The sequence below is a fragment of the Streptosporangium becharense genome, assembly GCF_014204985.1.
Taxonomy (GTDB): Bacteria; Actinomycetota; Actinomycetes; order Streptosporangiales; family Streptosporangiaceae; genus Streptosporangium; species Streptosporangium becharense.
This window is the reverse complement of record NZ_JACHMP010000001.1, coordinates 2,536,289-2,563,050: the sequence shown is the minus strand read 5'-3', so window position 1 is coordinate 2,563,050 and position 26,762 is coordinate 2,536,289. Positions and strand designations below refer to the sequence as shown.

The following is a 26,762-nucleotide window of genomic DNA, read 5'->3' as shown; positions in this document are numbered from 1 at the left end:
CTATGAGTGCGATCAAATGGGGAATCCTGGCGACCGGCGGAATCGCCGCCACCTTCACCGAAGACCTGAAGCGCCTGCCGGACGCCGAGGTGGTCGCGGTCGGTTCCAGGACCGCGGAGTCCGCGCGGGCCTTCGCCGACCGCCACGGCATCCCCCGGGCCCACGGCAGCTGGGCCGAGCTGGCCGCCGACCCCGAGGTGGACATCGTCTACGTCGCCAACACCCAGAACGCCCACTACGACGCGGTGCGGACCTGCCTGGAGGCGGGCAAGGCCGTGCTCTGCGAGAAGGCGTTCACCCTCAACCGCGCCGAGGCCGCCAAACTGGTCGACCTCGCGCGCGAGCGCGGCCTGTTCCTGATGGAGGCCATGTGGATGCGGTGCATCCCGGCCATCCGTAAGATCATGGAGCTGGTCGAGGGCGGGGCGGTCGGCCCGGTCAACACCGTCCACGCCGACTTCGGCATCTCCGTCGAGGTCGGGCCCGGCCACCGGCTCCGCAGCCCGGAGCTGGGCGGCGGCTCCCTGCTCGACCTGGGCGTCTACCCGATCTCCTTCGCCTACCTGGTCCTGGGCGTCCCCGACCGGATCCAGTCGTGGGCACGGCTGACCCCCGAGGGCGTGGACGACAACACCGGCGTGCTGCTCGGCTACGACCGGGGGGCGGTCGCGCTGCTCTCCTGCGGCCTCGCCACCCACAGCCCGGTCACCGCGTCGATCTCCGGCCCGCTCGGCCGGATCGAACTGCCGCACCTGTTCTTCCGCCCCGACACCTTCACCCTGCACCGTACGGAGGGCGAACCGGAGACCTTCCACGTCCCCTACGAGGGCTCCGGCATGCTGCACGAGGCCGTCGAGGCCATGCGGTGCCTGCGCGAGGGCCTGGTGGAGAGCCCGCTGGTGCCCTGGGAGGCCACCCTCGACGTGATGGGCGTCATGGACGAGATCCGAGCCCAGGTGGGGGTCCGCTTCCCCGGCGAGTGAACGGCGGGCTCCGCCGGATACCCGGGGCCGGCCGCCCGCGGGCCGCTCCGGCCGGATCGGCCGCCCTCAGACCCGCTGCCACTCGTGGCGGTCGAGGAAGCCGCGACCACCGGCGGCGTACTCGGCGAAGGCGTCCCGGACCGCCTCCAGGGCCGGCACGTGGGTGCGGAGCATGAGGCCGCGCCGGCTGTCCTTGTACTCCAGCTCGTAGCCGCCGGCCTCGGGGGAGGCCTGGACGAAGTGCTCGCCGAAGACGACCAGCGCGGCGAAGGGGTTCTCCGGGGACAGGGTGGCCGGCACGTCGCGGACGAGCCCCAGGTCGGGGTCCGTCACGATCATCCCGTCGCCGGTGTGCAGCTGCATCCCCGGGTGGGCCCCCGCGGGGCCGGGGTTGTGCACGAGCCGGCGCTGCGGGTCGTAGCAGACCAGCCCGCACTCCCGGGCCAGCGCGAAGGCCGCCCCGGCGACCTCGTCGGCCCGCTCCACCTCCACGACGACCAGCGCGTGGGCGGGGGAGAGCAGCACCGCCTCGGGCAGCCGCGCCGCGAACGCCGCCACCCCCGGGGGTGCCTCCACGGCCGCGGAGGGCGTTCCCACGGCCGCAGACTGCGCCTCGGCCGCCGGGCCGGCGGCCCCGGGGTCCGCCGCCGCGGCCTCCGGCTCCCCGCGGCGGAGCGCCCGGTAGACGCTCTCCGCGTGTTCCCTGGTGATCGGCTCGGGCTCGTGCCAGACGGCCAGTTCGAAGCTCACGCTCCCATCATCCCGGAGGCCGGTCCGGCGGCCGGACCGGGGACCGGTCCCGGGCTTCGACCGGCCGGGAAGAGAACCCCAAGTGCGCGGTTCCACCGGCTACCAATGAGCTCCAAGTCGCGGACAAGTGCGGTGACGCACACTTCTGTCATCCGGCGTCCTCAAAGGAGGGGGACTCGCCATGGACGGGGTGACGGGAATGCGTGGAGGAAGGGAACGGCCGGAGCGGCCGGCGGAAACGGCACGGCGGCGGGCGGCGGGCCCCGGGCGCCTGGCGGGTCTGACACGCCTGGCGCGCAGGACCGCGGTCGCGGCGGGTCTCGCGGGCACCATGGTCCTCAGTTCGCTCGGCGGAGCGTGGGCGGATCCGGGCAAGCCGCGTGAGGTCGCGGTGGGCACCAAGCTCGCGGCCAGGACGCATCCGGCGGTGCAACTGCTCAACCTGAGCTACACGGCCAAGGTGACGGTGCCGTCCGCGGCCGTCCGCAAGGCGTTCACCAAGCTCTACGACGAGGCGGACAAGCAGGCGCGCAAGGGCCGCATCCCCAAGGACCGGCAGAGCAAGGTCAAGTGGGTGTTCCGGAAGGTCGCCGGCGACGTCGACAAGTACCTCCAGGAAGGCAAGCCGGTCCGTTCCGTCGACGGCGTGGCCAGCGCCTGGTGCACCGGCTGGTGGATCACCCCTGACGGCTACATGGTCACCGCGGCGCACTGTGTCGACCTGACCGACGCCGACCTGCGCACGTACTTCGCCACCCAGTCGATCACCGACATCAACGCCGGCGACGTCAAGGCGCTGCTCAAGTCCCTCATGGGGTCGGTCGAGCCCGACAAGGAGCTCACCGAGCTGGTGGAGAAGGTCTACACGACCTTCAACACCACCCACATGCAGGTCACGGACCTGAAGAAGTCCATGGACGTGATCTCCGCACTGCCCGGCGGTGGGATGGACCGGAGCGCCAAGAGGTCGCCCATCAGGCTCGTCGCCAAGGGCGAGGTCTACCCCGGCAGGGACCACGCGCTGCTCAAGCTCGACGGCGCGAGCAACCTGCCCGTGGTCACCCTCGGCACCGACGGGGACGCGCGGGTCGGAGACGTGCTGTACGTCAGCGGTTTCCCCGGGCTGGTCACCAACGCCTCGTTCGTCAGCCTGAAGTCGAAGCTGTACCCGGCGCTGACCGAAGGCGCGTTCAACGCCCGCCGGGAGACAGCCCAGGGCGTACCGTACATCCAGGCCCAGGCCCCCTCCTATGGAGGCAACTCCGGTGGACCGGTCTTCAACGCCGACGGCAAGGCGGTCGGCATCCTCGTCGGTGGTCTCCTCAGTGACATCGGCGAGTCCCAGGAGAACCAGAGCTGGATCCTGCCGGTCGGTGTGCTGCGCGAGTTCCTCGCCGCCCAGCAGGTCGTCGCGGCGCCGTCGGTGACCACCGTCCTGTACGACAAGGCGCTGGAGGACTTCTTCGCCGACCGCCACACCGCGGCGCTCACCGGCTTCCGGCAGGTCGCCGCGCTCTACCCGGCCCACCCGTACGTCGCCGAGTACATCGCCGACAGCCAGGAGGCCATCGCCGCCGGACGGGACCGTACCCCGCCGTCGGCGGGCGGCCCCGCTTCCACTCCCACTCCCACGCCTTCCGGCCTGGCGGGTATCGGCGCGGCCCCGGCCCCGTCGGGCACGGCCGCTCCCACCGGCACGGCCGCCCCCACCGGCGCAGCCGGTCTGACCGGCACCGGCACCGGCACCGGCACCGGCACCGGCACCGGCACAGGTACAGGCACCGGCACCGGTGCCTCCCCGGCCCCGGCCCCGTCGTCCGCGAACGACGGCGACGACAACGGTGACGGTGACGACGACGGCACGGCGGGGAACGCCGCCGGTGCGGATCCGTCGGCCACGGCGGAGCAGACTCCGGCCGCAGGCGAGGAGGCGGTCTCCCCGAACGTCACCCCGGTCGCCAACGACGAGCCGCTGATGAGCCCGCTCATGTTCGGCATCGTCGGCGGGTCGCTCCTGGTCGCCATGATCGTCATGGCCTTCGTGGTCTCCACCACCCGCCGCCGGAAGCTCCGCCAGAGCCAGGCCGCGCTCAGCGCCTTCCCGCCGCCGACGCCCTACCCCTCCTGGGAGAACCGGCAGCCGACCCAGCAGAACTGGCAGCCCAACACCCCGCCCGCCCCTCCCAGCTGGCAGTCCAAGAACTGAGCGTCCCGCCGGAAAGGCCCGGCCCGGTCGTCCGACCGGGCCGGGCCTTCGCCTTCGGCGGCGCTCGGCCCCGGCGGGGGCGGCGCACGGGGGCGTCACACCGGGGACGTCACGCGGGGAACGTCACCCGGGGATCACGCGGGGAACGTCACGCGGGCGGCCTGTCCGCGGCGGGGACGCGCGACAGCTCCACGGTGCAGAAGGCACAGCGCCGGGCGTCGATGGGGATGTCGCTCAGGCACTCCGGGCACTCCTTCTCGGTGGCCTTCTTGTCCCGGTCGAAGAAGGCGATGAGGCGGGTCATCGGCATGACGACCAGCCAGTAGATCACAGAGGCGATGATCAGGAAGCTGAGCAGGTGGTTGATGAAGTCGCCGTACATGAACTCGGCACCGTTGACGGTGAAGGAGTACTCGGAGAAGTCGGGGCCGCCGCCTCCGGTGACCGCGGCTATCAGCGGTGTGATCAGGTCTTTGACCAGGGCTTGGATCAGGCCGCTGAAGGTCGCTCCGACCACCACCGCGACGGCGAGTTCGACGAGGTTGCCTCGCAAAAGGAACTTCTTGAATCCACTCATCATGTGCATCCTCCTCGGCACGACCGCCGGCGACTACCCGGCTGTCCGCGCTCAAACGTGGCAGGCGCCGTCTTTCCGGGCCCGGTGTGAAGGCCCCCGGCGGTGATCCGGACGGGATGCGGGGGCCGGGATGATCGTAATGGGGCGGGCCGGAGCGGTGTACGGAAATCGCGGCGGGGCCGGAAGGGGTTACTATCTGCCAGATTCGCGAGCGAGGTGGCCGGATGGAGTTTCGTGTGCTGGGCCCCGTCGGAGCCATCACCGGCGACGGCGCGCTCCTGGAGATCGGCCCCTACCAGCAGCGGGTGGTGCTGACGCTGTGCGTCCTCGCCGCCCCGCGGCCGGTCGCCCCGAGCAGGATGATCGACGTGCTCTGGGAGGACGACGCCCCTCCTGGCGCGCTCAACACCGTCCAGGCGTACGTCTCCAAGCTCCGCCGCGTCTTCGAGCCGGGCAGGCGGCGGGACGTCCCGCCGACGGTCCTGGTCAGCAGGGCCGGCGGCTATGCCCTGAACGTCCCGGAGACGGCGGTCGACCTGGGCCGGGCGCGGGTGCGCGCCGCCGAGGGCGGGCGGCTGGCGGCCGCGGGCGACCACGGGGGAGCGGGCCGGGAACTGCGGCTGGCGCTGCAGGAGTGGCGTGGGGAGCCGCTGGCCGACTTCGCGGGGGCCGCCTGGGCGGCGGAGGAGATCGCGCGGCTGACCGAGTTCCGGCTGACCCTGGAGGAGGACCTGGCCAGGGCCGACCTCGCGCTCGGGCGCGGCGCGGAGCTGGCGGACGAACTGGCCCGTCTGGTCGGCGCGCACCCGTTCCGGGAGCGGTTGCGAGAGCTCACCGCCCACGCGCTCTACCAGGCCGGGCGGCAGGCGGACGCGCTGGGCGTGCTCGCCGAGGGACGCAGGCTGCTGGTGGAGGAGCTGGGACTGGACCCCGACCCCCGGTCCAGGGAGATGGAGCGGCGCATCCTCGCCCAGGACCCCGCGCTGACCCCGCGGCTCCGGGCCGAGGCCGTGCCGGCGGAGGAGGCCCCCCCGCTGGTGGGCCGCCGAGCCGAGGCCGAGGCGCTGGAGACGGCCGTCGCCGGTGACGGGCACCGGGTGGTGCTGCTCGCCGGTGAGCCGGGCATCGGCAAGACGAGCCTGGCGGAGCAGGCGGCGCGGGCCGCGCGGGCACGGGGTCACCGCGTGGTGTGGGGCCGCTGCTGGGACGGCACCGGAGCCCCTCCCTTCTGGCCCTGGACGCAGGCCGTGCGGGATCTGGTCGGCCGGGACGGGGAGCTGACCCGGCTGGCCGGGGCCGGGCAGTTCGAGCTGTACGAGGCGTTCGCCCGGCTACTGAACGAGCACGGGCGGGTCGTGGTCGTCCTCGACGACCTGCAGTGGGCGGACACCTCGTCGCTGCGGCTGCTGGAGTTCCTGGCCTCCACCCGGCTCTGCCCGGAGCTGACGGTGGTCGCGACGTACCGGGACACCGACGTGCGGCCGGGCGGGGCACTGGAGCAGGCCCTCGGCGCGCTGGCGCGGCTGCCGCACGTGCGGCGGCTCCTGCTGCGCGGCCTGGCCGAGGAGGAGATCCGCGAGTATCTGGGCCTGGCCGGCGCCGACCCCGGCCGGGCCGCGGAGATGGGCAGGCTGACCGCGGGCAACCCGTTCTTCCTGGGGGAGGTGCTCCAACTCGGTGAGACCCCGCAGGCGCTGTCCGACGTCGTACGGAACCGGATGAAGGGCCTGCCACCGGACACCGGGGAGGTGCTGTCCGTCGCGGCGCTGCTCGGCCGTGAGGCCGACCCCGACATCCTGCTGCGGGTGGTGGAGCTTCCCGGGGAACGGGTGCTCGACATCCTCGACGCCGCCGTCGGGGCCGGGCTGCTGACCGAGGGCGACGGGCCGGCCTGCCGTTTCGTGCACGACATCGTCCGCGACGTGCTGCGCGAGGCGTTGCCGCCGCTGCGGCGCAGGCGGTTGCACGCGCGGATCGCGCAGGTGCTGGAGGAACGCACCGGGACACGCCTGACCGAGATCGCCCACCACTGCCGTGAGGGCCTGGCGAACCCCCGGATGACGGGCAAGGCCATCGGCTACACCCGGCGTGCCGCGGCCCAGGCGACGGCGCAGTTCGCGCACGAGGACGCGGTGGAGCACCTGGAGAAGGCGCTCGCGCTGATCGACCGGCTGCCCCGCTCGGACGACGCGCTCCGCTGCGACCTGCTCCTCGACCTGGCGGAGGCGCAGGTGGCGGCGGGGATGAGCACCGCGGCCCACGCCTGCCTGGAGACCGCCGCGGAGATCGCCGAAGAGCTCGGCGACGACAACCGGCTGGCCAGGGCGGTGCTGGGCTTCTCCGACCCGATCCACCTGGCCATGTACGAGGAGATGACCGGCATCGACCGGCTGGCCGAGCGGACCGGGCGGGTGCTCGCCTCCGGCCTGGCCGAGGGCTCACCGTGGCGCGCGCGGCTGCTGGCCGCCGCCGCGCTGACCGGCTCGACCGGCCGCCCCGTCGAGCGCAGCGTGCGGCTCGCCGAGGAGGCGGTGCGGCTGGCCCGCCGTACCGGCGACGACCCGACCCTGGCCAGGGCACTCGTCGTCCTGGAGATCCTGCTGCGACCCGACCCCGACCACGCCCGCAGGAGCGCGGTCGCCGAAGAGATCGTGGAGATCGGCCGCCGCACCGGCGATCCGGTCACCGAGTGGGCCGGGCTGGAGAGTGAGTACGTCGAGCTGACCGCCCGGGGCGCCGCCGGGCGGGCGGTGGAGCTGCTGGCCCGGCTCCGTGAGAGCGCCGAGCGGCTCCGGCTCCCGTCGCTGGTCAGCCTGGCCACCTGGCAGGCGGCGGTGCACGCCTACCTGACGGGGCGGTTCGCCGACGCGCTCGCCGCCGCCGACGAGTCCGCCGCGGCCTACCCCGAGGGTGCGCTGGGCCGTGACGATGCCCGGCTGCGGCGGGAGGTCTTCCGCTTCCTGCGTCTGCGGGCGGCCGGTGCGGCCGGTGAGGCGTTCGCGCTGACCGGCGAGATGCTCGCCCACCGCCCCGGCCAGCGGCCCTGGCTGGTCCTGCGCTGCCTGGCCCTGCTCGACCTGGGCCGCACCGATGAGGCGCGGGTGATCTTCGCCGGTCTCGCCGCCGACGACCTGGCGCAGATCGTCCCGGACCTGGCGTACCGGTTCGTGCCGGACGCCGTCAGTGAGATCTGCGTCGCGCTCGGCGACCGGACGGCCGGCGAGGCGCTGTACGCGAGGCTCGCCCCGAACGCGGGCCGGTTGCTGGGCTGGTCGCTGACGGACCTGTGCCTGGCGCGGCTGGCCCTGCTCCTCGGTGACCCCGGCCGGGCCGCGGCCCACCTGCGGGCGGCCGGGGAGTTCGCGGGCCGGGCGGGGCTGCGCGTGTACGACCCCGCGCTGCGCGCGCTGGCGGAAACGCTCGGCGAGCGCGTCCCGGCCGAGGCCCAGGTCAACCCGCGGCATATCCCTGGTGCGAATTCCCCGATGTAGGACCCGGAATGTGTGCATGACCAGGAAAACAGGGGGCATATTTGTCCACCGCTGAAGGGCGGTGCAATGATCGAGATCTGGCCTGGAGACCCCTACCCGCTGGGGGCCACCTACGATGGCGCGGGAACCAACTTCGCGCTCTACACCGAGGCCGCTGAGCGCGTCGAACTGTGCCTGTTCGACGACGACAACCGGGAGAGCAGGGTCACCCTCACCGAGTGTGAAGGGTTCGTCTGGCACGGCTACCTGCCCGGCGTGGGCCCCGGGCAGCGGTACGGCTACCGCGTGCACGGTCCGTACGACCCGGCGCGGGGGTTGCGGTGCAATCCCGCCAAGCTCCTGCTCGACCCCTACGCCAAGGCGATCGAGGGGGACGTGAAGTGGGACGAGGCGGTGTACGGCTACCGCTTCGGCCAGCCGGACAGCCGCAACGACGCCGACTCGGCCGCGTTCGTCCCCCGGTCCATCGTGATCAACCCGTTCTTCGGGTGGGGCCACGACCGCCCGCCCGCGACGCCGTACCACAACACGGTGATCTACGAGGCGCACGTCAAGGGCCTGACCATCAAGCACCCGAAGATCCCCGAGCGGATCCGGGGCACCTACGCGGCGATCGGGCACCCGGAGATCATCGACCATCTCACGTCGCTCGGCGTGACGGCCATCGAGCTGATGCCGGTGCACCAGTTCGTCACCGACCACATCCTCACCGAGCGGGGGCTGGCGAACTACTGGGGGTACAACAGCATCGGGTTCTTCGCCCCGCACAACGCCTATTCCAGCACCGGGCAGCGCGGCGGCCAGGTGCTGGAGTTCAAGGCCATGGTCAAGGCGCTGCACGAGGCGAACATCGAGGTCATCCTCGACGTGGTCTACAACCACACCGCCGAGGGCAACCACCTGGGCCCGACGCTGAGCATGCGCGGCATCGACAACCAGGCGTACTACCGGCTGGTCGAGAACGACAAGCGCTACTACATGGACACCACGGGGACCGGCAACAGCCTGTTCATGCGCTCCCCCCACACACTCCAGCTGATCATGGACTCGCTCCGCTACTGGGTCACCGAGATGCACGTCGACGGGTTCAGGTTCGACCTGGCCGCGACGCTGGCGCGCGAGCTGCACGAGGTCGACCGGCTGAGCGCCTTCTTCGACCTGGTCCAGCAGGACCCGGTGCTGTCGCAGGTCAAGCTGATCGCCGAGCCGTGGGACGTCGGCCCCGGCGGCTACCAGGTCGGCAACTTCCCGGCCCGGTGGACCGAGTGGAACGGCAGGTACCGCGACACGATCCGCGACCTGTGGCGGGGCGAGCCCGCGGCGCTGCCCGAGTTCGCCTCCCGGCTCACCGGCTCCAGCGACCTCTACCAGGACGACAGCAGGCGTCCCGCGGCCTCCATCAACTTCGTCACCTGCCACGACGGGTTCACGCTCCAGGACCTCGTCTCCTACAACGGCAAGCACAACGAGGCCAACGGCGAGAACAACCAGGACGGCACCGACGACAACCGCTCCTGGAACTGCGGCGCCGAAGGACCCGCCACGCTGGCCGTCGAGTCGCTGCGCGAGCAGCAGAAGCGCAACTTCCTGACCACGCTGTTCCTGTCCCAGGGCGTGCCGATGATCTCCCACGGCGACGAGTTGGGCCGCACCCAGCGGGGTAACAACAACGTCTACTGCCAGGACAACGAGCTGAGCTGGGTCGACTGGTCCGACGTGCGGGAGAACTGGCTGCTGCTGGAGTTCACCCGGCGGCTGGCCAGGCTCCGCGCCGACCACCCGGTCTTCCGGCGGCGCCGGTTCTTCTACGGGCGGCCGGTGCGCGGGTCGGAGGACAACCTCAGCGACATCGCCTGGCTGACGCCGAAGGGGGAGAAGATGACCGACGCCGACTGGAACGTGGGCTACGCCAAGTCGCTGGCCGTCTTCCTGAACGGTGAGGCCATCACCGAGCCCGACCGCCGCGGCCGGCAGATCAGCGACGACTCGTTCCTGCTGCTGTTCAACGCGCACCACGACGTCATCCAGTTCACGCTGCCGAAGGACTACGGCGAGATGTGGCTGACGGAGATCGACACCGCCATGCCCATCACGGTGGACAGCCGGGTCTCCCGGGCCGGTGAGAGCGTGCCGGTGGCCGGCCGGTCGGTGCGGGTGCTGCGCCGTGTCTGAGCCACACGAGGTCCCCGCCGTGTCCGCTTCTGTGCCCATCGTCGTGCCCGCTTCTGTGCCCGCTCCGGGCTCCTCGCCGATCCGGTACCCGGCGCCGCTGTCCACCTACCGGTTCCAGCTCACCCCCGACTTCGGGTTCGACCGCGTGGCCGAGCTCGCCCCGTACCTGCGGGAGCTGGGGGTGAGCCACGTCTACCTGTCGCCGATCCTGCAGGCTGTGCCGGAGTCGCGGCACGGCTACGACGTGACCGACCACTCGCGGGTCCGCGCGGAGTTCGGCGGGATCGAGGGGCTGCGGGCGTTGGCGGCGACGCTGGCCGAGCACGGCATCGGCATCGTGGTCGACATCGTGCCCAACCACATGACGATCCCGGTGCCGGAGTCGGGCAACGCGCAGCTCTGGTCGGTGCTCAGGGACGGCCCCGCGTCGCCGTACGCGTCGTGGTTCGACATCGACTGGGCCGCCGCCGGCGGCAAGGTGAACATGCCGGTGCTCGGCGACGGCGAGCCGGTGCGCGACGGCGACGTGCTGCGCTACTACGACCACGAGTTCCCGCTGCCCGACACCCACTACCGGCTGGTCGACTGGCGCCGCGGGCCCGGCTACCGGCGGTTCTTCGACGTCTCCTCGCTCATCGGGCTGCGAGTGGAGGACCCGGAGGTGTTCGACGCCACCCACGCCGTCATCCTCTCCCTGGTCGAGGAGGGGATCATCCACGGTCTGCGGGTGGACCACCCCGACGGGCTCGCCGACCCGCGCGGCTACCTGGCCCGGCTCCGCGCGGCGTCGGGTGTGTGGACCGTGGCGGAGAAGATCCTCGTCGGCGCCGAGCGGCTGCCCGCCGACTGGCCGTGCGAGGGCACCACCGGCTACGACGCGCTCAACCGGATCACCGGGCTGTTCGTCGATCCGGCCGGTGAACGGCCGCTGGTGGAGCTGTTCACCGCGCACACCGGTGGCCCGGCCGACTACGCCACCGTGGTCCGCGAGTCCAAGGCGGAGGTCCTCGACCTGTTCTTCGGCTCCGAGATCGACCGGCTGCACGCCTCCGTCGGCTCCGACCGCCGCACGCTCGTGGAACTGCTCGCCGCCATGCCGGTCTACCGGGCCTACGCGGTGCCGGGGGAGCCGGTGCCGGAGGAGTCGGTCAGGATCGTCGAGGAGGCCGGCCGGATCGCCGCGGAGCGGCTGCCCGAGGACGCGCCGGTCGCGGAGGTCGTCCGGCGGGTGCTGGCCGGTCCGCCGGACGCGGTCGTCCGCTTCCAGCAGACCTGCGGCCCGGTGATGGCCAAGGGGGTGGAGGACACCGCCCTGTACCGGTGGTACCCGCTGTCGTGCCTGAACGAGGTGGGCGGCGAGCCGGACCGGTTCGGCGTTCCGGTGGCGGAGTTCCACGCGTTCTGCGCGGAGATGGCGCCGGGCACGATGACGACCCTGTCCACGCACGACACCAAGCGCTCGGAGGACGTACGGGCCCGGCTGGCCGTGCTGTCGGAGCTGCCCGAGGAGTGGGCGGCGGCGGTCGGCGAGTGGTCGTCGAAGGTCTCGTTCGACCCGGCGCTCGACTACCTGGCCTGGCAGAACCTCATGGCCTCCTGGCCGATCAGCCAGGACCGGTTCTTCGACTACCTGTTCAAGGCGGCCCGCGAGGCCAAGACCTCGATCTCCTGGGCCACCCCCGACCCCGCCTACGAGCGCGGCATCCGCGACTTCGTCAGCCGGGCCGTCGAGGAGTGCGGCTCCTCGATCGCAGAGTTCGCCGCCAGGATCGAGCCGTACGCCCGGTCCAACTCGCTGAGCCAGAAGCTCGTGCAGCTGATGATGCCGGGCGTGCCCGACGTGTACTGGGGCAATGAGATCACCGACTTCTCCCTGGTCGACCCGGACAACCGCCGCCCGGTCGACTTCCCGCTGCGCCGCCGGATGCTCACCGGAGCCGGAGCCGGAGCCGGAGCCGGAGCCGGAGCCGAGGTCGGAGCCGGGACCGGGGTGGAAGGTATGACTGAGGCCGGGGCCGGAGACGGGACCGGGAACGCGCCGGGTGCCCCGGCCGGCGGCGGCCTGTCGTGGGACGCCGCCAAGCTGCTGGTCACCACCCGGGCGTTGAACCTGCGTCGGCGGCTGGACCCGGCGGCGGCCTACCTCCCGCTGGAGGCCGACGAGCACGCGGTCGCCTTCGCCCGCGGCGACCGGGCGGTGGCGGTGGCCACCCGGCTGCCGGTCGGCCTGGAACGGCGCGGCGGCTGGGGGAGCAGGACGCTCACCCTGCCGCACGGCAGGTGGCGGGACCTGCTGTCCGGCGCCGAGCACACCGGGCGGGTTCCGCTCGCCCACCTGCTGGCCGTCCACCCTGTGGCGCTTCTGGAAAGGGATTGATCGATGTTCGAGGTCTGGGCGCCGGCGGCGACCGCGGTCGACGTGGAGATCGGCGGGGTCCGCTACCCGATGTCGGCCCGGCGGGGCGGTTGGTGGTCGGCGGAGGTGCCCGGCGCCGGGCACGGCACCGACTACCGGTTCCGGCTGGACGGAGGGGAGCCGCTGCCGGACCCGCGGTCCAAGTGGCAGCCGGAGGGGATCTTCGGGCCGAGCCGGGTCTACGACCACGGCCGGTTCGAGTGGAGCGACGACCTGTGGCGGGGACGCGACCTGCCGGGGGCGGTCATCTACGAGCTGCACATCGGCACCTTCACCCCGGAGGGCACCTTCGAGGCGGCCATCGGCAAGCTGGAGCACCTGGACGCCCTCGGCGTCGACTTCGTGGAGATCATGCCGGTGCCCCCGGTGCCGGGGAAGCGCAACTGGGGTTACGACGGCGTGGACCTGTGGGCCGTCACCGAGAACTACGGCGGCCCCGACGGGCTCAAGCGCTTCGTGGACGCCTGCCACCGGCACGGGATCGGCGTGATCCTCGACGTCGTCTACAACCACCTGGGCCCGTCGGGCAACTTCCTGGCGCCTTTCGGCCCGTACTTCCACCAGAGCGCCGCCTCCTTCTGGGGGCAGGCCGTCAACCTCGACGGGCCCGGCTCCGACGAGGTGCGCCGCTACTTCGTGGAGAACGCCATGCAGTGGCTGCGCGACTACCACATCGACGGCCTGCGGCTCGACGCCGTGCACGCCCTGCACGACAACCGGGCCGTCCACCTCCTGGAGGAGCTGGCCGCCGAGACGGACGCGCTGTCGGCGGCGGTGGGCAGGCCGCTGACCCTCATCGCCGAGTCGGACCTCAACGACCCTCGGCTGATGACCCCCCGCGAGGCCGGCGGGTACGGTCTCGCCGCGGCCTGGAACGACGACGTGCACCACGCGCTGCACGTGGCGGTCACCGGTGAGCGGCACGGCTACTACGAGGACTTCCACGGCGCGCTGCCCAAGGTGCTGGCCCGCGCCTACTATCACGACGGCACCTTCTCGTCCTTCCGCGGACGATCCCACGGCCGCCCGGCGGCGCACCTGCCCGGCTACCGGTTCGTGTGCTGCATCCAGAACCACGACCAGATCGGCAACCGGGCCGAGGGCGACCGGGTGGCGCCCGAGGCGCTGCGGCTGGCCGCGGGGCTGCTGCTGACCTCCCCGTTCACCCCCATGCTGTTCATGGGGGAGGAATGGGGGACGCGCACGCCGTTCCTGTTCTTCACCGACCACGTCGAGCCGCAACTGCGCGAGGGCGAGGGTGAGCGGCGGCGGCGGGAGTTCATCGGGTTCGGCTACGACGACTGGGCGGAGAAGGCGCCCGACCCGGGCGAGGAGCTGACGTTCCTGCGCTCGAAGCTCGACTGGAGCGAGCTGGATGAGGACGCGCACCGGGCCCACCTCGACTGGTACCGGGCCCTGATCGCGCTGCGCCGTGCCCACCCCGAGCTGACCGATCCGAGGCTCGACCGGGTCCGGGTCGACCACGGCGAGTCCTGGCTGGTGGTGCACCGGGGAGGGTTCCGGGTGGCCGCCAACCTCGGCACGGTTCCGATCATGGTGACGCTCGCACCCGGCCACGTCCTGCTGGCCTCCGACCCGGCGACGACCCTGGACGGGGCGGAGCTGTCGCTGCCGCCGCGTTCCCTCGCCGTCGTACGGCTCGACCGCCCCGGTGAGTGAGGTCGCTTCCGGATGCCGGTTCGCTCCGGGGAAGCCGGCCCGTTCCGGGTTACGGCGTCCAGGGGGGCGGCGTCCAGGGGTGACGGCCCGCTCCGGGGGCCGACCGGCTCCGGGGGTGGTGGCCCGGCTCCGGGGTTCGCTCCGGTCGCGGGGCCGGCCCGGTCCGCCGGGTCCGCGGCTCAGCCGGGGACGTGGTTGCGCAGCCGGAGCTCCTCCGGATACGGCGAGAAGTAGGTCTGGTCCCTGACGTACTCCGCCGCCTCGCCCAGCGCGTGGTGGCGGAGCAGGGTCACCGGCACGCTGAGCGGCACCCGTCCCGCCCGGTAGGAGGCGATGACCTCCGCCAGGTCGGCCCGCCGGGCCGGGTCGAGCGCGTCGTTCAGCATGCCGGTGCAGTGCTGCAGCACGTTGACGTTGCGGCCGACGGACGCCTTGGTGGCGAGGGCGGCGGAGAACACGCGGGTGTAGTCAGCGGCCAGTTCCCCGCGGGGACGCAGGCCCGCCCGGGCCACCACCCGCCCGGCCTCACGGTAGGCGGCCGGGTCGTGGGCCAGCAGCTGCATCTTGTGCCGGGAGTGGAAGGCGACGAGGTCACGGGGCCGCCAGTCGCCCCGCAGCAGCGCGCGCAGCCTGGCGTGGGCGAAGACCCGTTCCACGAAGGTCTCACGGAGCAGGGCGTCGTTCAGCCGCCCCTCGTCCTCCACGGGCAGCATCGGGTGCGTGTCGAGGATCAGGGCCGCGAACACCCCTCTGCCCCTGCGGTCGGCGGGGGCGTCACCCTCGTAGACCGGGATGCCGTGCGTCCCGCAGCTGGGGCTCCTGGACTTGAAGACGTACCCGTCCACGTCGAGGCCCTTCGCCCGCTCGGCGGCCAGGGCCGTCATCCGCGCGGTGAGGTCGGTCCGGGTCTTCCTGGCGATCAGGCGGGGGCCGTCGGGTGAGCGCTCCAGCCGCAGGGTCTCGCGCGGGGTGCCGAGGCCGATCTCCATCTCGGGGCAGACCCGCACCCAGTCGACGTGGGCGTCCAGCTCCCCGCTCAGGAACCGGTCGCGGCTGTGGCCCCCGTTGAACCGGACCGGTTCGCCCATCAGGCAGCTGGACACCGCGATCCTCGGACGGACGGCCGGGGTGGCCGGGGTGGCCGGGGTGGTCGGGGTGGTGCGGCCTTCGGCGGTGCGGCGGTCGGTGGCGTGGGTGCCGCCGGACGCGGCGGCGCGGGCGTTCACGCCGCGAACCGGGGGAGGAGGAGCGACAGGCGGCGCAGGCCGCGGGCCGTGCGCGCCTTGACGGTGCCGAGCGGGACGCTGAGCCGTTCGGCGATCTCCCGCTGGGTCAGCTCGCCGTAGTAGGCCAGTTCGATCGCCTGGCGCTGCGGTTCGGGCAGCTCGGCGAGGGCACGCCGGACCTGGTCGCGTTCCGCGAGGTCGTCGCCGTCGGCCCGGCCGTCGGCGCCGGCAGGGTCGGCCAGGGCGTCCAGCGGGACCGTGTTCGGCACGCGTGCCCGGAGGTGGTCGACCGCGCGCTTGTGCGCGATGCCGAGCAGCCAGGCGGGGAGGCTGCGTGCCGGGTCGAAGCGGTGCCGCGACCGCCAGACCTCGGAGAACACGACCTGCTGCAGGTCTTCGATGTCCTGCGCCGGGACGAACCGCCGCAGGTAGGAGCGGACCAAAGGCCCATGGGCGCGGAAGCACTCGGCCAGCGCCGCTTCGTCGCCCTCGGCGAGCCGGGTGTTCAAGTTGTCTTCCATGCCAACTCCCCTTGCCGAGAAAACCTACTCAAAACTTATTCATACTCCTCGATTCTCTGGCGCGCAACTGTGCGGAGTGCTCCGCGAGCTGCCCGTCACCCGCCCGGCCGTACGCGGCCGGGAGCGTCAGCGCAGGGCGGAGAGGATCCGGGTGAGGGCGTTCTGGAACGTGGTGACGTGCGGGATCGGCTGCGGGAGGCCCTCCCACCAGCCCGGCCCCCCGGCGACGATCCGGCTCGGCGGGCGGAGCGCGGGCAGCGACAGAAGCGGGGCGGGGTCACCGGTGGAGACCTGCTGCGACCAGACGAAGACGACCGACGGGCCGAGCCGCCGCATCGCGTCGGCCAGCGCCGAGTACGGGGTCCTCGCCCCCAGCAACCGGGTCTCCACCCGGTGCTCGGTGGCCAGCACGGCGGCCAGCGTGTGAAGCGGCAGGCTGTGCTGCTCGTCCTCGGCGCAGGCCAGCAGCACCGGGCTGACATTGATCGGATGCGCCGGGCGTTCGGCACACCGGATCAGCGCGGCCATCACCCGGTCGGAGAACAGATGCTCGACCTCGATGCTCGCCCCGCTCTCGACCTGACGCCGGACGATCACCTCGAAGACCGGCAGGACCAGCTCCTCCCAGGTCCACAGGACTCCGTGCCGGGCCAGCGCCGCACCGATCCAGTCGGAGACGGACCGGCTGTCCAGCGTGACCGCGGCCCGCGCCAGCATGTCCACCGTCGGGATCACCGGCCGGTGCGCCGCCTCCGGAAGCGGCTCGGCCGGCTCCGCGGCGACGGCCGGACGCCCGTTCTCCGGGGCGGCGGGTGCGGGGATCACCTGGATCCTGAGGACCTCGCGGGCGGCGTCCGCGGCCGGCACCCCGTTCTTGATGAGGCGGTTCATCTCCTGGAGCCGCCACAGGTCACGCGCGTCGTAGCGGCGGTGCCCCCCCGGGCTGCGGCGACTGGGGCCCACGCCGTAGCGCAGATTCCAGGTCCGCAGGGTGGGTGCGGGCACACCGAGACGCCTGGCCACGGCCCCGATGCCGTACCCCGGCTCCTCCTCGGCCGCCGCCTGACGCTGCTCGTCCATCCAGTCCACTCCAAGCCCGTGATCGCCGTACCAGCCTGCCAGGCGGTACCGGTGCCTGGTCATGCCTTCGGAACGCCGGTCACCCGCGGATGCAACCAGCAGAGCGTGACCTGGCGAAATGCCATTGTGATGGATACCGTCATCGTGTTGTTCAACCGCGACCTCCGGGTGCACGACCACCCCGCCCTCGCGGCCGCGTGCGACGAGGCGCGCCGGGTCGTCCCGCTGTTCGTCGCAGACCCCGCCATGCCCATGGGGCTCCGCCAGGGGTTCCTGGCCGAATGCCTCGCCGACCTGCGCGAGTCGCTCCGGGAGCGGGGCGGCGAACTCGTGATCCGCCGGGGTGACCCCGTCGCCCAGACGATGCGGGTCGCGGGCGAGGTGGCCGCCCAGGCCGTCTTCACCGCCTCCGACGTCAGCTCCCTCGCCCGGCGCAGGGAGGGGCGTCTGGCGAGGGAGTGCGCGACGGCCCGGATGGAGTTCCGCTGTTTCCCCGGCGTCACCGTCGTGCCGCCCGGCGCGCTCCGCCCCTCGGGCGGCGGTGACCACTACCGCGTCTTCACGCCCTACTGGCGGGTCTGGAAGGACCACCCGCGCCGCCAGGTGCTCAAGGCCCCCGGCATGGTCATCGTCCCCGACGCTCTGGCCCCCGGGCCGCTGCCCGTGCCGCGGCACGGGCCGCACGAGCTGTTCCGGGGCGGCGAGACGGTGGGGCGGCGCCGGATGACCCAGTGGCTGCGGCACTGCGTATCCGACTACGCCGACGGCCACGACGACCTCGCGGGCAACCGCACCTCCAAGCTCAGCCCCTACCTGCGGTTCGGCTGCGTGTCGCCGCTGGAGACGGAGGCGCTCGCCGAGGGGGGCGACGACTTCGTCAGGCAGCTGTGCTGGCGGGACTTCTTCCACCAGGTGGCGCAGGCGTTCCCGCGCGTCAACCGGGACGACTACCGCCCCCGCGGGCACGACTGGCGCGACGACCGGGACGCGGTGCAGGCGTGGCAGGAGGGCATGACCGGGGTGCCGATCGTGGACGCCGGGATCCGGCAACTGCTCGCCGAGGGCTGGATGCACAACCGGGCCCGGATGATCGTGTCGTCGTTCCTGGTCAGGAGGCTGCGGATCGACTGGAGGGTGGGCGCCGACTTCTTCGCCGAGCGGCTGCTCGACGGGGACGTGGCCAACAACTACGGCAACTGGCAGTGGGTCGCCGGGACCGGCAACGACACCCGGCCCAACCGGACCGTCAACCACCTGCGGCAGGCCAGGCGGTTCGACCCGGAGGGTGAGTACGTCCGGCGATACGTTCCCGAGCTGGCCGCGGTGCCCACGAGGTCGGTCCACGAGCCGTGGCGGCTGCCGGTCGGCGTCGGCGGTTATCCGGCGCCGCTGGTCACGATGGACTGAGCGCCGGTCGGACGGGCCGAAGGCCGGTCGCGACGGGCTGGGAGCCGGTCAGCCGGATCGGGCCCCGCCGGACGGCCCGGGCATCGGCCGGGCGGCTCCGGGAGCCGGTCGTGACGGACCGGACGCGACCGCCGACCGGTGGCGCGCGCAGGGTGCCCGCCGGTCGCCCGGCGGGCACCCTGCGTGGCGCTTCTCAGTGACCGTGACCGTGACCGGCGTGGTCGTGGTCGTCGTCTTCCTCGTCGGAGGGGCCCTCGGAGGGCTCCACGCCCAGCACGGCCTCGCGGGGCTCGATCTGGTCGACGTGCTCGATCAGACCCAGGACGTGGTCCGGCTCGATCAGCCACTGCAGCGCGGTGGCCCCGGTGTCGTCGGCGGAGACCAGCTCCGCCTGCTCCCTGCGCTCCTCGTCGTCCAGGTCGGCCTCAGGGTGGTTGATCTCCTTCAGTGCGGCGGCCTGCAGGGCGGCGATGTCCTGCACCTCCACCGTAAGCTCAACCGTAAGACGCAGATAGCGTTCAGTGCCCGATTCATCACTCATGGTAGAAATCCTAGTGCCTGGTGAGGTTGGATCAGCCTAGGGGAGCTTCCAGTCGACCGGAGCCGCGCCTTGCTGCTCCAGAAGCTCGTTCGTCCGGCTGAACGGCCGGGAGCCGAAGAAGCCGTTGCGGGCCGACAGGGGGCTCGGGTGGGCCGACTCGATGGCCGGGACGTCGCCGAGCATCGGACGCAGGTTGCGGGCGTCGCGGCCCCACAGGATCGCCACCAGCGGCTTGTCCCGGGTGGCGAGGGCCTTGATGGCCTGCTCGGTGACCTCCTCCCAGCCCTTGCCGCGGTGCGAGGCGGGCTTGCCCGGCATGACGGTGAGCACCCGGTTGAGCAGGAGCACGCCCTGCTCGGTCCACGGGGTCAGGTCGCCGTTGCTCGGCATGGGGAGCCCGAGGTCCTCGGTGAGCTCCTTGTAGATGTTGCGCAGGCTGCCCGGGATCGGACGCACGTCGGCGGCGACGGAGAAGCTCAGCCCGATCGGGTGACCGGGTGTCGGGTACGGGTCCTGCCCGACGAGCAGCACCTTGACCTGGTCGAAGGGCTGCTGGAACGCGCGCAGCACGTTCGGCCCCGCTGGGAGGTACTGCCTGCCCTCGGCCACCTCCTTCCGGAGGAAATCGCCCATCTGGGCGATCCTGTCGGCGACGGGCTCCAGGGCCTCGGCCCACCCGGCTTCCACGACTTCGTTCAAAGGACGTCCGGCCATACGGCTGACCCTATCGGGGTTTGAAACCCGGTACGGCTCCCGTCCGGAATCCGGCGCGGCTCCCGCCGGAAACCGGGGGAGCCGCACCGGGGCCGGGCGGTTTCCCCTATTTCACCGAGCCCGCGAGCATGCCCTGGACGAAATACCGCTGGAAGGCGAAGAAGAGGAGCAGCGGGATGATGAGCGATAGGAACGCCCCTGGCGCGAGGATGTCGACATTAGTTCCGAATTGCCGCATTTGTGATTGCAGTGCCTTGGTCATCGGCTGGTTCTCGGTGCTCGCGAAGACCAGCGACACCAGCAGGTCGTTCCAGACCCAGAGGAACTGGAAGATGCCGAGCGAGGCGATCGCCGGCTTGGCCAGCGGGAACACCACGGTCGAGAAGATCTTCCACTCGCTCGCCCCGTCCATCCGCGCCGCCTCCAGCAGCGAGCTCGGGATGCCCGCGAAGAAGTTGCGCAGCAGGAAGATGGCGAACGGGAGCCCGAAGGCCACGTGGAAGAGCACCACGCCGGCGATGGAGCCGAAGATGCCGATCCCGCCGTAGAGCTTCGCGATCGGGATCAGCGCGATCTGGATCGGCACCACCAGCAGGCCGACCACCACGAGGAACAACGTGTCGCGGCCGGGGAAGTCCATCCAGGCGAAGGCGTACGCGGCCATCGCCGCGATGCCGATCACCAGGAGTGTCGAGGGCACGGTGATGAACACCGTGTTCCAGAACGACGCGGTGAAACCGGTGGCCAGCAGGTCGGCGTAGTTCTTCAGGGTCAGCTCCGCCGGCGCGGTGAACGCCGTCCACCAGCCGCTGGAGTTGTTGGCCGTCTCGGTGCGGACGGAGACGACGAACAGGCCGAGGGTCGGCACCAGCCAGAACAGGCCGATCAGGACCAGCACCGCCTGGAGCAGGCCGCCGCCGATCCGGTCGAGGATCCGGCCGGCCGCGCCGCGCCGCGGGGCGCCGAGAGTGGCGGTCGTCACTGGTTGTCCCTCCTGAACCGGCGGATGTTGAGAATCATGAAGGGGAGGACCAGCACCAGCAGGAAGATGGCCAGCGCGCTGCCCAGCCCCTGGTTGCCGCCGCCGCCGAAGGAGACGCGCCACATCTCCAGCGCGATCACGTTGGCCTGCGGCTGCACGGACCCCGGCGCGATGATGAAGACCAGGTCGAAGACCTTGAGCGTGTTGATGATCATCGTGACGAACACGACGAGCAGCACCGGGGCGAGCAGCGGGACGGTGATCCGGCGGAACACCTGCCACTCGGTGGCGCCGTCGATGCGGGCCGCCTCCAGCGCGTCACGCGGGATCGCCGACAGCCCGGCCGCGATCAGCACCATCGCGAACCCGGCCCACACCCAGACGAACGCCCCGATGATCGCCGGGGTGATCAGTGTCGGGCCCAGCCAGGAGAGCCCGTTGAAGGGCGCCTGGAAGTTCGACTGCGGCAGCCGCACCTGGTAGTCGCCCGGTGCGAGACCGGGGAAGCGGAAGGTCCCGTCGGCCTCCGTGACGGCGGTGGCCTTGACGGCGCCTGCCTGCACCGCCTCCACGGTCACCCCCGCCAGGGCCTTCTCGGTCGGGTCCACCCGGTTCACCGCGCCGCCGCCGCCCTGGGTGAAGTCCACCCACACCGTTCCGGCCAGTTCTCCGGGACCCGGCTGTGCCGGCCTGGCCGCGGCGGCCGAGGTCAGGTCGCCGGGCTTGACGCCGACCAGCGGGACGAGCACCGCCGTGCCCGGCCGCGCCGGCTGTTTGGTCACCACCGCACCCTGCTGGGCGGCGACCGGCGCCTGGTCGTTCTCCCTGGGGCGGGCGTCCGGATAGCCGGCGCTCGACCCGAAGGCGTCCCGCACGGAGGTGATCACGGCGTTGGCCACGCCCCGGTCCGGGTCCTGCTCGTAGACCAGCCGGAAGATGACCCCCGAGGCCATCAGGGAGACGGCCATCGGCATGAACACGATCAGCTTGAAGGCGGTCGCCCAGCGGATCCGCTCGGTCAGCACCGCGAACATCAGGCCGATCGCGGTGACCAGGATGGGGGCCACGACGACCCAGATCAGGTTGTTCCTGATCGTGGTCAGCGTGGCGGAGTCGGTGAAGATGGAGACGTAGTTCCCGGCGCCGACGAAGGTGTCGCCGGTGCCGTCGTAGAGGCTGCGGAAGATCGAGTAGACGATCGGGTAGATCACCATCGCACCCAGCAGCAGCGCGCCGGGCAGCAGGAACAGGATCGCCAGCTTCGGTGAGGGGCCCAGCCTGCCCTTGGCGACGGGCTGCGGGCCGGAACCGTCACCGGGCGTGCCGTCACCGGATCGGGGGACACCGGGCCGGGCGGCACCGGACTCCCCGGGGCCCGCGGCGGCCCCCGCGGTCACGACCGGCGGGGCGGTGACGGTGGACCCGGCAGGCGTGGCGGGTGCGGTGGCGGTGGACCCGGGGCCCGCGGGGGGTTCGGAGGTCTCCGGGGACGCCGCGGCGTCCGTGGCCCGGACGTCGCCGGTTCCCGCGGTCCGGACGTCGCCTGCGTCCGGCGACGGGTGCGCGTCGGGCGGTTCGGGGGAGGACCCGCGGGCGTCGCCGCGCGGGCCCTGCGGGCCGTCCAGCCGTTCGGTCACGGCCGTGCTCCCTTACTTCCAGGCCTTCTTGGCCTCGTCTTCCAGCTTCTGCTGGACGCCCTTGACGTCGGAGGGGTCGCGCAGGAAGTCCTGCAGGAGCTTCCACTCGCCCTTGCCGTCGGTGCCGCCGAACGCGCTCGGCGCGAGGTCGGACATGTCGTAGCGGACCGTCTCACCGGCGGAGATGATCGTCTGAGCGAGCTGCTTGGTCAGCTCGGCCGGGTAGTTGTCGGGTGAGACGTTCCGGTTGGGCGACAGGTAGCCGGGCAGCTTTGCCCAGATCTCGCCGCCCTCCTTGGACGCGAGGAACTCAAGCAGCGCCATGGCGCCCTTGGAGTCCTTCATCGCCACCGCGATGTCACCGCCCAGCACGACCGGCGTGGTCTCGCCCGCCTTCGGGAACGGGAAGTACTTGGCCTCCTCGCCCAGCTTGGCACCCGACTCCTCGGCGGAGGTGGCCACGAAGTCGGCCTCGATCACCATGGCGGCCTTGTCCTGACCGTAGACCTGGGTGACGCAGGTCGGGAAGTCGGTCTGCAGGGCACCGGAGGAGCCGCCGAGCAGGAACTCCTTCTTACCCGCGATCTGCGCGATCTTCTCCAGGGCGGTGGTCACGCTGGGGTCGGTCCACGGGATCTCGTGCTTGGAGAGCTTGTCGTAGTTCTCCGGGCCCGCGGTGGACAGGTAGACGTTCTCGAACAGGTCGGTCAGCGTCCAGCCGGAGGCGCCGCACAGCGAGAACGGCGGGGTGCCGGAGTCGGCGATCGTCTGGGCGGTCGTGACCAGCTGGTCCCAGGTGGTCGGCGGCTGCGCGCCGGCGTCCTGGAACGCCTGGTCGCGGTACCAGACGAGCGACTTGTGGGCGGCCTTCACCAGCACGCCGTAGACCTGGTCGTCCGCGGAGCCGAGCTCCTTCCAGTACGGCGTGTAGTTCTCGTCGATCTGCTTCTGCACCTCGGGCGTGAGGGGCTTGAGCGCCTTCTGGTCCGCGTACTGCTGGACCAGGCCCGGCTGGGGGAGGATCGCGATGTCCGGCGGGTTGCCGCCCTGGATGCGCGGGCCCAGGTAGGCGCCGGTGTCCTCGCCGGTGGAGGCGTAGGTCACCTTGGCGCCGGTCTTCTCCTCGAACGCCTTGAGCACCTGCTGGAAGTTGGTCTGCTCCGGGCCGGTCCACTTGGCGGCGACCTCGATGGTCACGCCCTGGAGGGTCTTGGCCGCGGCCGGGGCGGAGGTTCCGGCGCCGGTGGTCGGCGACGACTGCGTCGCGGCCTCACCGCCGCACGCGGCCAGTGCCAGTGCCAGGCCCGCCGCCGTCACGACGGCTGTGGGTGTGCGCATGCTCAACAGACCTCCTCGGATCCCGGTTCTCCTCGTCTGTGGGGGGAGAGCCGGGAGGGTGATGGGGAAAAGGGATGAGATGTGAACCGGTTCCACCGGTCGAGCAGCGGCTGCAGGCAGGCCGTCGTGTCACGTCCGGGCGCCGGGGTGGCCGGGCCGGTCCCGCCGGGCCGTCCGGCCTGCCGCACGCCCGCTCCCGGACACCCGGCCGCGGCGGGCGGGCCCGGCGTGGCGGGGAGCGATCGACCCACGACTACCTCCTGTTTTCCACGCGGTTACATACATGTTAGGTATGTACATGCATGTTATGCATAGCGCTAACATCGGCGTCAACGCATACCCGCGTAACGAGCCTGTAACAGCACTCCGAGGAGGTGGAGCGTGCGGCTGCCGCTGCTGGCGCTCCTCGCGAAGGAACCTGCCCATGGGTACGAGCTCAAACAGGCTCTTGAACAGATCTTTGGAAGCGCCTACCCTTCGCCGAATATCGGGCAGGTCTACGTCACGCTCAGCCGGCTGGAGAAGGACGGCCTGGTGCGCGTCGTGGACGTCGAGCAGGTCAGCCGACCGAACAAGAAGGTCTACCACCTGACCCCGGCGGGACGCGCCGCCCTCGACGCGTGGGCGGACGAGCCCGCCGACGGGCTACGGGTCCGCGACGACTTCTTCATGAAGCTCGTGCTCGCCCCGATGGGCGGGGTCGCCGACAGGACGGCGTTGATCGACCGCCAGCGGCGCCACTACCTGGCGCTCATGCGCGACCTGAACGAGATCGCCGGGCGGACCGACCCCGGCGACCGCGCGGCGCTCCTGCTGGTCGAAGGCGCGGTGCTGCACCTGAAGGCCGACCTCGACTGGCTCGAACGCTGCCGGGAGGAACTGGGGTGACACCCGCCGGAGTCCGCCCCAAAGCCGTCGGGGTCGTCCCCGAATGGTGAGGACGACCCCGACGGATCATGTGAACAGCGGCCGGTCCTCTCCCGGATCCCCGCCGGTTCGCCGCCGTGCGGCGGGCGGGACGGAGGGGGACCCGGGGCGGACGCGGAGGAGGATCAGGGCTTCAGGGAGAACCAGTAGAAGCCGTAGCCCGGAAGAGTCAGCAGGTAGGGCAGGGTGCCCACGGCGGGGAAGCGCACCCCGCCCCTGGCCTCGACCGGGGTCATGCCCGCGAAGCGGCGCAGGTCGAGCTCGACCGGCTGCGGGTACTTCGACAGGTTGTTGACGCACAGCATCACGTCGTCCCCGTCCTCGCGGATGAAGCTGAGCACCGCCGGGTTGCTCGACCACAGCTCGTTGTAGACGCCGGTGCCGAAGACCGGGTGCGCGTGGCGGATCTGAAGCATCTTCCGGGTGAAGTGCAGCAGCGAGGCCGGGTTCTTCTGCTGGGCCTCCACGTTGACCGCCTGGAAGCCGTAGATCGGGTCCATGACGGCGGGCAGGTAGAGGCGCCCGGGGTCGGCCTGGGAGAATCCGGCGTTGCGGTCGGGGCTCCACTGCATCGGGGTGCGGACCGCGTCGCGGTCCTCCAGCCAGATGTTGTCGCCCATGCCGATCTCGTCGCCGTAGTACATGACCGGCGAGCCGGGCAGCGACAGCAGCAGCGCGGTGAACAGCTCGATCTGGTCGCGGTCGTTCTCCAGCAGCGGGGCCAGGCGGCGCCGGATGCCCAGGTAGGCGCGCATGCGCGGGTCCTTGGCGTACTCGGCGTGCATGTAGTCGCGCTCCTCCTCGGTGACCGTCTCGAGCGTCAGCTCGTCGTGGTTGCGGAGGAAGATGCCCCACTGGGCGGTGTCGGGGAGCTTCGGCGTCCGGGACATGATCTCGGAGATCGGCTCGCGGCTGCCGCGCCGCACCGCCATGAAGATGCGCGGCATGAGCGGGAAGTGGAAGGCCATGTGGCACTCGTCGCCGCCCACCGACGGGTCGCCGAAGTACTCCACGACGTCCTCGGGCCAGCCGTTGGCCTCGGCCAGCAGCACCCGGTCGGGGTAGAGGCGGTCGACCTCGGCGCGGACCTTCTTCAGGTAGGCGTGGGTCTCCGGCAGGCCGGAGCAGGTGGTGCCCTCACGCTCGAACAGGTACGGCACCGCGTCCAGGCGGAAGCCGTCGATGCCCAGGTCCAGCCAGAAACGCAGGACCTCCAGCATGGCCTCCTGGACCGCGGGGTTGTCGTAGTTGAGGTCCGGCTGGTGGTGGAAGAACCGGTGCCAGTAGTACTGCTTGCGGACCGGGTCGTAGGTCCAGTTCGACTCCTCGGCGCCGACGAAGATGATCGGCGCGTCGGGGTAGCCGGTCGGTTCGTCGGCCCAGACGTAGAAGTCCCCGTACGGGCCCTCCGGGTCGTGCCGGGACGCCTCGAACCAGGGGTGCTTGTCGCTGGTGTGGTTCATCACCAGGTCGGTGATGATGCGCAGGCCCCGCCGATGCGCATCCTCGACCAGTTCGATGAAGTCCGCGAGATCTCCGAAGTCGGGGAGGATCTTCATGTAGTCGGAGATGTCGTAGCCGCCGTCGCGCAGCGGCGACTCGTACAGCGGGAGCAGCCACAGGCAGTCGACGCCGAGCCACTGCAGGTAGTCGAGCTTCTGGATGAGGCCGCGCAGGTCACCGGTGCCGTCGTCGTTGGAGTCCTTGAACCCGCGGACCAGCACCTCGTAGAAGACCGCGCGCTTGTACCACCGGGGGTCGGCCGAGACGAAGTCCTCGGCGACCGTCTCCGCGGGGTGGGCGGGAGGCTGGGGGAAGGGGGATGCGTTCAACGTGTTCTCGCTCACGGTGATGGAGGGGAGGGAAGGACGAAGTCACCGGGTGCCCCGGCTGATGATGTTTGGTGACCGCGCCGGCGGGAGCCGTCATCCCCACGAGCTCCATGGCCTCGGAAGACCGAATTTGTGATTCGGGACCATCCGTTGTAGCGCTTTCTGCGCCGAAGACTACCAGCCGTGTGAAGCGCCGGAAGCCCCCTTCGCGGGGCGGTCCGATCCCCTTGCGCGAAATCCCCGTCCGTGTCGTGCCGGAGGCTCGTAATCGTCCCGTCGCTC

Annotated in this window: 19 protein-coding genes; 8 read left to right on the top strand and 11 right to left on the bottom strand. The window is 71.7% G+C overall.

What is annotated here, in order from left to right; all coding sequences use genetic code 11:
• Window positions 1-2: 2 nt before the first annotated feature.
• Window positions 3-983, top strand: coding sequence for a Gfo/Idh/MocA family protein (locus F4562_RS10990; RefSeq protein WP_246473404.1), 981 nt, complete (start codon window positions 3-5; stop codon window positions 981-983).
• A gap of 66 nt (window positions 984-1,049) precedes the next feature.
• Here the strand turns inward: F4562_RS10990 and F4562_RS10985 are convergent, their stop codons facing one another.
• Complete coding sequence (locus tag F4562_RS10985; protein ID WP_184539006.1) at window positions 1,050-1,733, bottom strand: hypothetical protein; 684 nt, start codon at window positions 1,731-1,733, stop codon at window positions 1,050-1,052.
• Window positions 1,734-1,914: 181 nt separating this feature from the next.
• Here F4562_RS10985 and F4562_RS10980 point away from each other — a divergent pair, with 181 nt between their 5' ends.
• Window positions 1,915-3,939 carry a S1 family peptidase gene (locus F4562_RS10980; RefSeq protein ID WP_184539008.1) on the top strand — a complete coding sequence of 675 codons (2,025 nt, stop codon included), beginning with the start codon at window positions 1,915-1,917 and terminating at the stop codon, window positions 3,937-3,939.
• A gap of 148 nt (window positions 3,940-4,087) precedes the next feature.
• Here F4562_RS10980 and mscL read toward each other — a convergent pair whose 3' ends face one another.
• On the bottom strand, window positions 4,088-4,516 hold the full coding sequence (gene mscL, locus F4562_RS10975; RefSeq protein WP_184539600.1) for a large conductance mechanosensitive channel protein MscL: 429 nt from the start codon (window positions 4,514-4,516) through the stop codon (window positions 4,088-4,090).
• A gap of 224 nt (window positions 4,517-4,740) precedes the next feature.
• On the opposite strand from mscL, the gene F4562_RS10970 reads away from it, so the two are divergent.
• The 4 genes from F4562_RS10970 (at window position 4,741) to treZ (ending at window position 14,275) form a co-directional block, all read left to right on the top strand.
• A complete protein-coding gene (locus F4562_RS10970; RefSeq protein WP_184539010.1) occupies window positions 4,741-8,007 on the top strand; it encodes an ATP-binding protein in 3,267 nt (1,088 codons plus the stop codon).
• A gap of 66 nt (window positions 8,008-8,073) precedes the next feature.
• Window positions 8,074-10,179 carry a glycogen debranching protein GlgX gene (gene glgX / locus F4562_RS10965; protein WP_184539012.1) on the top strand — a complete coding sequence of 702 codons (2,106 nt, stop codon included), beginning with the start codon at window positions 8,074-8,076 and terminating at the stop codon, window positions 10,177-10,179.
• A gap of 55 nt (window positions 10,180-10,234) precedes the next feature.
• The gene (treY, locus tag F4562_RS10960; RefSeq protein WP_184539602.1) at window positions 10,235-12,556 is read left to right on the top strand and encodes a malto-oligosyltrehalose synthase; all 2,322 of its coding nucleotides are present in this window, start codon (window positions 10,235-10,237) and stop codon (window positions 12,554-12,556) included.
• A 3-nt stretch (window positions 12,557-12,559) separates the two neighbouring features.
• Window positions 12,560-14,275, top strand: a complete 1,716-nt coding sequence (gene treZ / locus F4562_RS10955) for a malto-oligosyltrehalose trehalohydrolase (RefSeq protein ID WP_184539014.1) — start codon at window positions 12,560-12,562, stop codon at window positions 14,273-14,275.
• 179 nt (window positions 14,276-14,454) lie between these two features.
• Here treZ and F4562_RS10950 read toward each other — a convergent pair whose 3' ends face one another.
• The 3 genes from F4562_RS10950 to F4562_RS10940 all read right to left on the bottom strand — a co-directional run bounded on the left by F4562_RS10950 (window position 14,455) and on the right by F4562_RS10940 (window position 17,102).
• Complete coding sequence (locus tag F4562_RS10950; RefSeq protein WP_184539604.1) at window positions 14,455-15,384, bottom strand: YbgA family protein; 930 nt, start codon at window positions 15,382-15,384, stop codon at window positions 14,455-14,457.
• A 113-nt stretch (window positions 15,385-15,497) separates the two neighbouring features.
• Window positions 15,498-16,022 (bottom strand): RNA polymerase sigma factor, encoded by a 525-nt coding sequence (locus tag F4562_RS10945; RefSeq protein WP_184539016.1) that lies wholly within the window; start codon window positions 16,020-16,022, stop codon window positions 15,498-15,500.
• Window positions 16,023-16,148: 126 nt separating this feature from the next.
• Window positions 16,149-17,102, bottom strand: coding sequence for a MerR family transcriptional regulator (locus F4562_RS10940; RefSeq protein ID WP_184539018.1), 954 nt, complete (start codon window positions 17,100-17,102; stop codon window positions 16,149-16,151).
• A gap of 129 nt (window positions 17,103-17,231) precedes the next feature.
• On the opposite strand from F4562_RS10940, the gene F4562_RS10935 reads away from it, so the two are divergent.
• Window positions 17,232-18,509 (top strand): cryptochrome/photolyase family protein, encoded by a 1,278-nt coding sequence (locus tag F4562_RS10935; RefSeq protein WP_184539020.1) that lies wholly within the window; start codon window positions 17,232-17,234, stop codon window positions 18,507-18,509.
• 193 nt (window positions 18,510-18,702) lie between these two features.
• Here the strand turns inward: F4562_RS10935 and F4562_RS10930 are convergent, their stop codons facing one another.
• The 5 genes from F4562_RS10930 to F4562_RS10910 form a co-directional block, all read right to left on the bottom strand.
• On the bottom strand, window positions 18,703-19,050 hold the full coding sequence (locus tag F4562_RS10930; protein WP_184539022.1) for a hypothetical protein: 348 nt from the start codon (window positions 19,048-19,050) through the stop codon (window positions 18,703-18,705).
• Between the two features lie 36 nt (window positions 19,051-19,086).
• The gene (locus tag F4562_RS10925) at window positions 19,087-19,764 is read right to left on the bottom strand and encodes a uracil-DNA glycosylase (RefSeq protein WP_184539024.1); all 678 of its coding nucleotides are present in this window, start codon (window positions 19,762-19,764) and stop codon (window positions 19,087-19,089) included.
• 106 nt (window positions 19,765-19,870) lie between these two features.
• A complete protein-coding gene (locus F4562_RS10920; protein WP_184539025.1) occupies window positions 19,871-20,746 on the bottom strand; it encodes a carbohydrate ABC transporter permease in 876 nt (291 codons plus the stop codon).
• Window positions 20,743-22,143 carry an ABC transporter permease subunit gene (locus tag F4562_RS10915; protein WP_184539606.1) on the bottom strand — a complete coding sequence of 467 codons (1,401 nt, stop codon included), beginning with the start codon at window positions 22,141-22,143 and terminating at the stop codon, window positions 20,743-20,745. The genes F4562_RS10920 and F4562_RS10915 overlap by 4 nt, the downstream gene beginning before the upstream one ends.
• A gap of 252 nt (window positions 22,144-22,395) precedes the next feature.
• Window positions 22,396-23,721, bottom strand: coding sequence for an ABC transporter substrate-binding protein (locus tag F4562_RS10910; protein ID WP_184539027.1), 1,326 nt, complete (start codon window positions 23,719-23,721; stop codon window positions 22,396-22,398).
• A 381-nt stretch (window positions 23,722-24,102) separates the two neighbouring features.
• Between F4562_RS10910 and F4562_RS10905 the strand changes: the two genes are divergently transcribed.
• Window positions 24,103-24,609 carry a PadR family transcriptional regulator gene (locus tag F4562_RS10905; RefSeq protein ID WP_184539029.1) on the top strand — a complete coding sequence of 169 codons (507 nt, stop codon included), beginning with the start codon at window positions 24,103-24,105 and terminating at the stop codon, window positions 24,607-24,609.
• 164 nt (window positions 24,610-24,773) lie between these two features.
• On the opposite strand, the gene treS is transcribed toward F4562_RS10905, so the two are convergent.
• Window positions 24,774-26,495 (bottom strand): maltose alpha-D-glucosyltransferase, encoded by a 1,722-nt coding sequence (gene treS, locus F4562_RS10900; protein WP_311733853.1) that lies wholly within the window; start codon window positions 26,493-26,495, stop codon window positions 24,774-24,776.
• Between the last annotated feature and the right edge of the window lie 267 nt (window positions 26,496-26,762).

Bases quoted from the DNA above. Each gene is read 5' to 3' on its own strand.
- F4562_RS10930 (WP_184539022.1), bottom strand. From the start codon at position 19,050: ATGAGTGATGAATCGGGCACTGAACGCTATCTGCGTCTTACGGTTGAG.
- F4562_RS10925 (WP_184539024.1), bottom strand. From the start codon at position 19,764: ATGGCCGGACGTCCTTTGAACGAAGTCGTGGAAGCCGGGTGGGCCGAG.
- glgX (WP_184539012.1), top strand. From the start codon at position 8,074: ATGATCGAGATCTGGCCTGGAGACCCCTACCCGCTGGGGGCCACCTAC.
- F4562_RS10945 (WP_184539016.1), bottom strand. From the start codon at position 16,022: ATGGAAGACAACTTGAACACCCGGCTCGCCGAGGGCGACGAAGCGGCG.
- F4562_RS10970 (WP_184539010.1), top strand. From the start codon at position 4,741: ATGGAGTTTCGTGTGCTGGGCCCCGTCGGAGCCATCACCGGCGACGGC.
- F4562_RS10910 (WP_184539027.1), bottom strand. From the start codon at position 23,721: ATGCGCACACCCACAGCCGTCGTGACGGCGGCGGGCCTGGCACTGGCA.
- F4562_RS10980 (WP_184539008.1), top strand. From the start codon at position 1,915: ATGGACGGGGTGACGGGAATGCGTGGAGGAAGGGAACGGCCGGAGCGG.
- treZ (WP_184539014.1), top strand. From the start codon at position 12,560: ATGTTCGAGGTCTGGGCGCCGGCGGCGACCGCGGTCGACGTGGAGATC.
- mscL (WP_184539600.1), bottom strand. From the start codon at position 4,516: ATGAGTGGATTCAAGAAGTTCCTTTTGCGAGGCAACCTCGTCGAACTC.
- F4562_RS10990 (WP_246473404.1), top strand. From the start codon at position 3: ATGAGTGCGATCAAATGGGGAATCCTGGCGACCGGCGGAATCGCCGCC.
- F4562_RS10935 (WP_184539020.1), top strand. From the start codon at position 17,232: ATGGATACCGTCATCGTGTTGTTCAACCGCGACCTCCGGGTGCACGAC.
- F4562_RS10940 (WP_184539018.1), bottom strand. From the start codon at position 17,102: ATGGACGAGCAGCGTCAGGCGGCGGCCGAGGAGGAGCCGGGGTACGGC.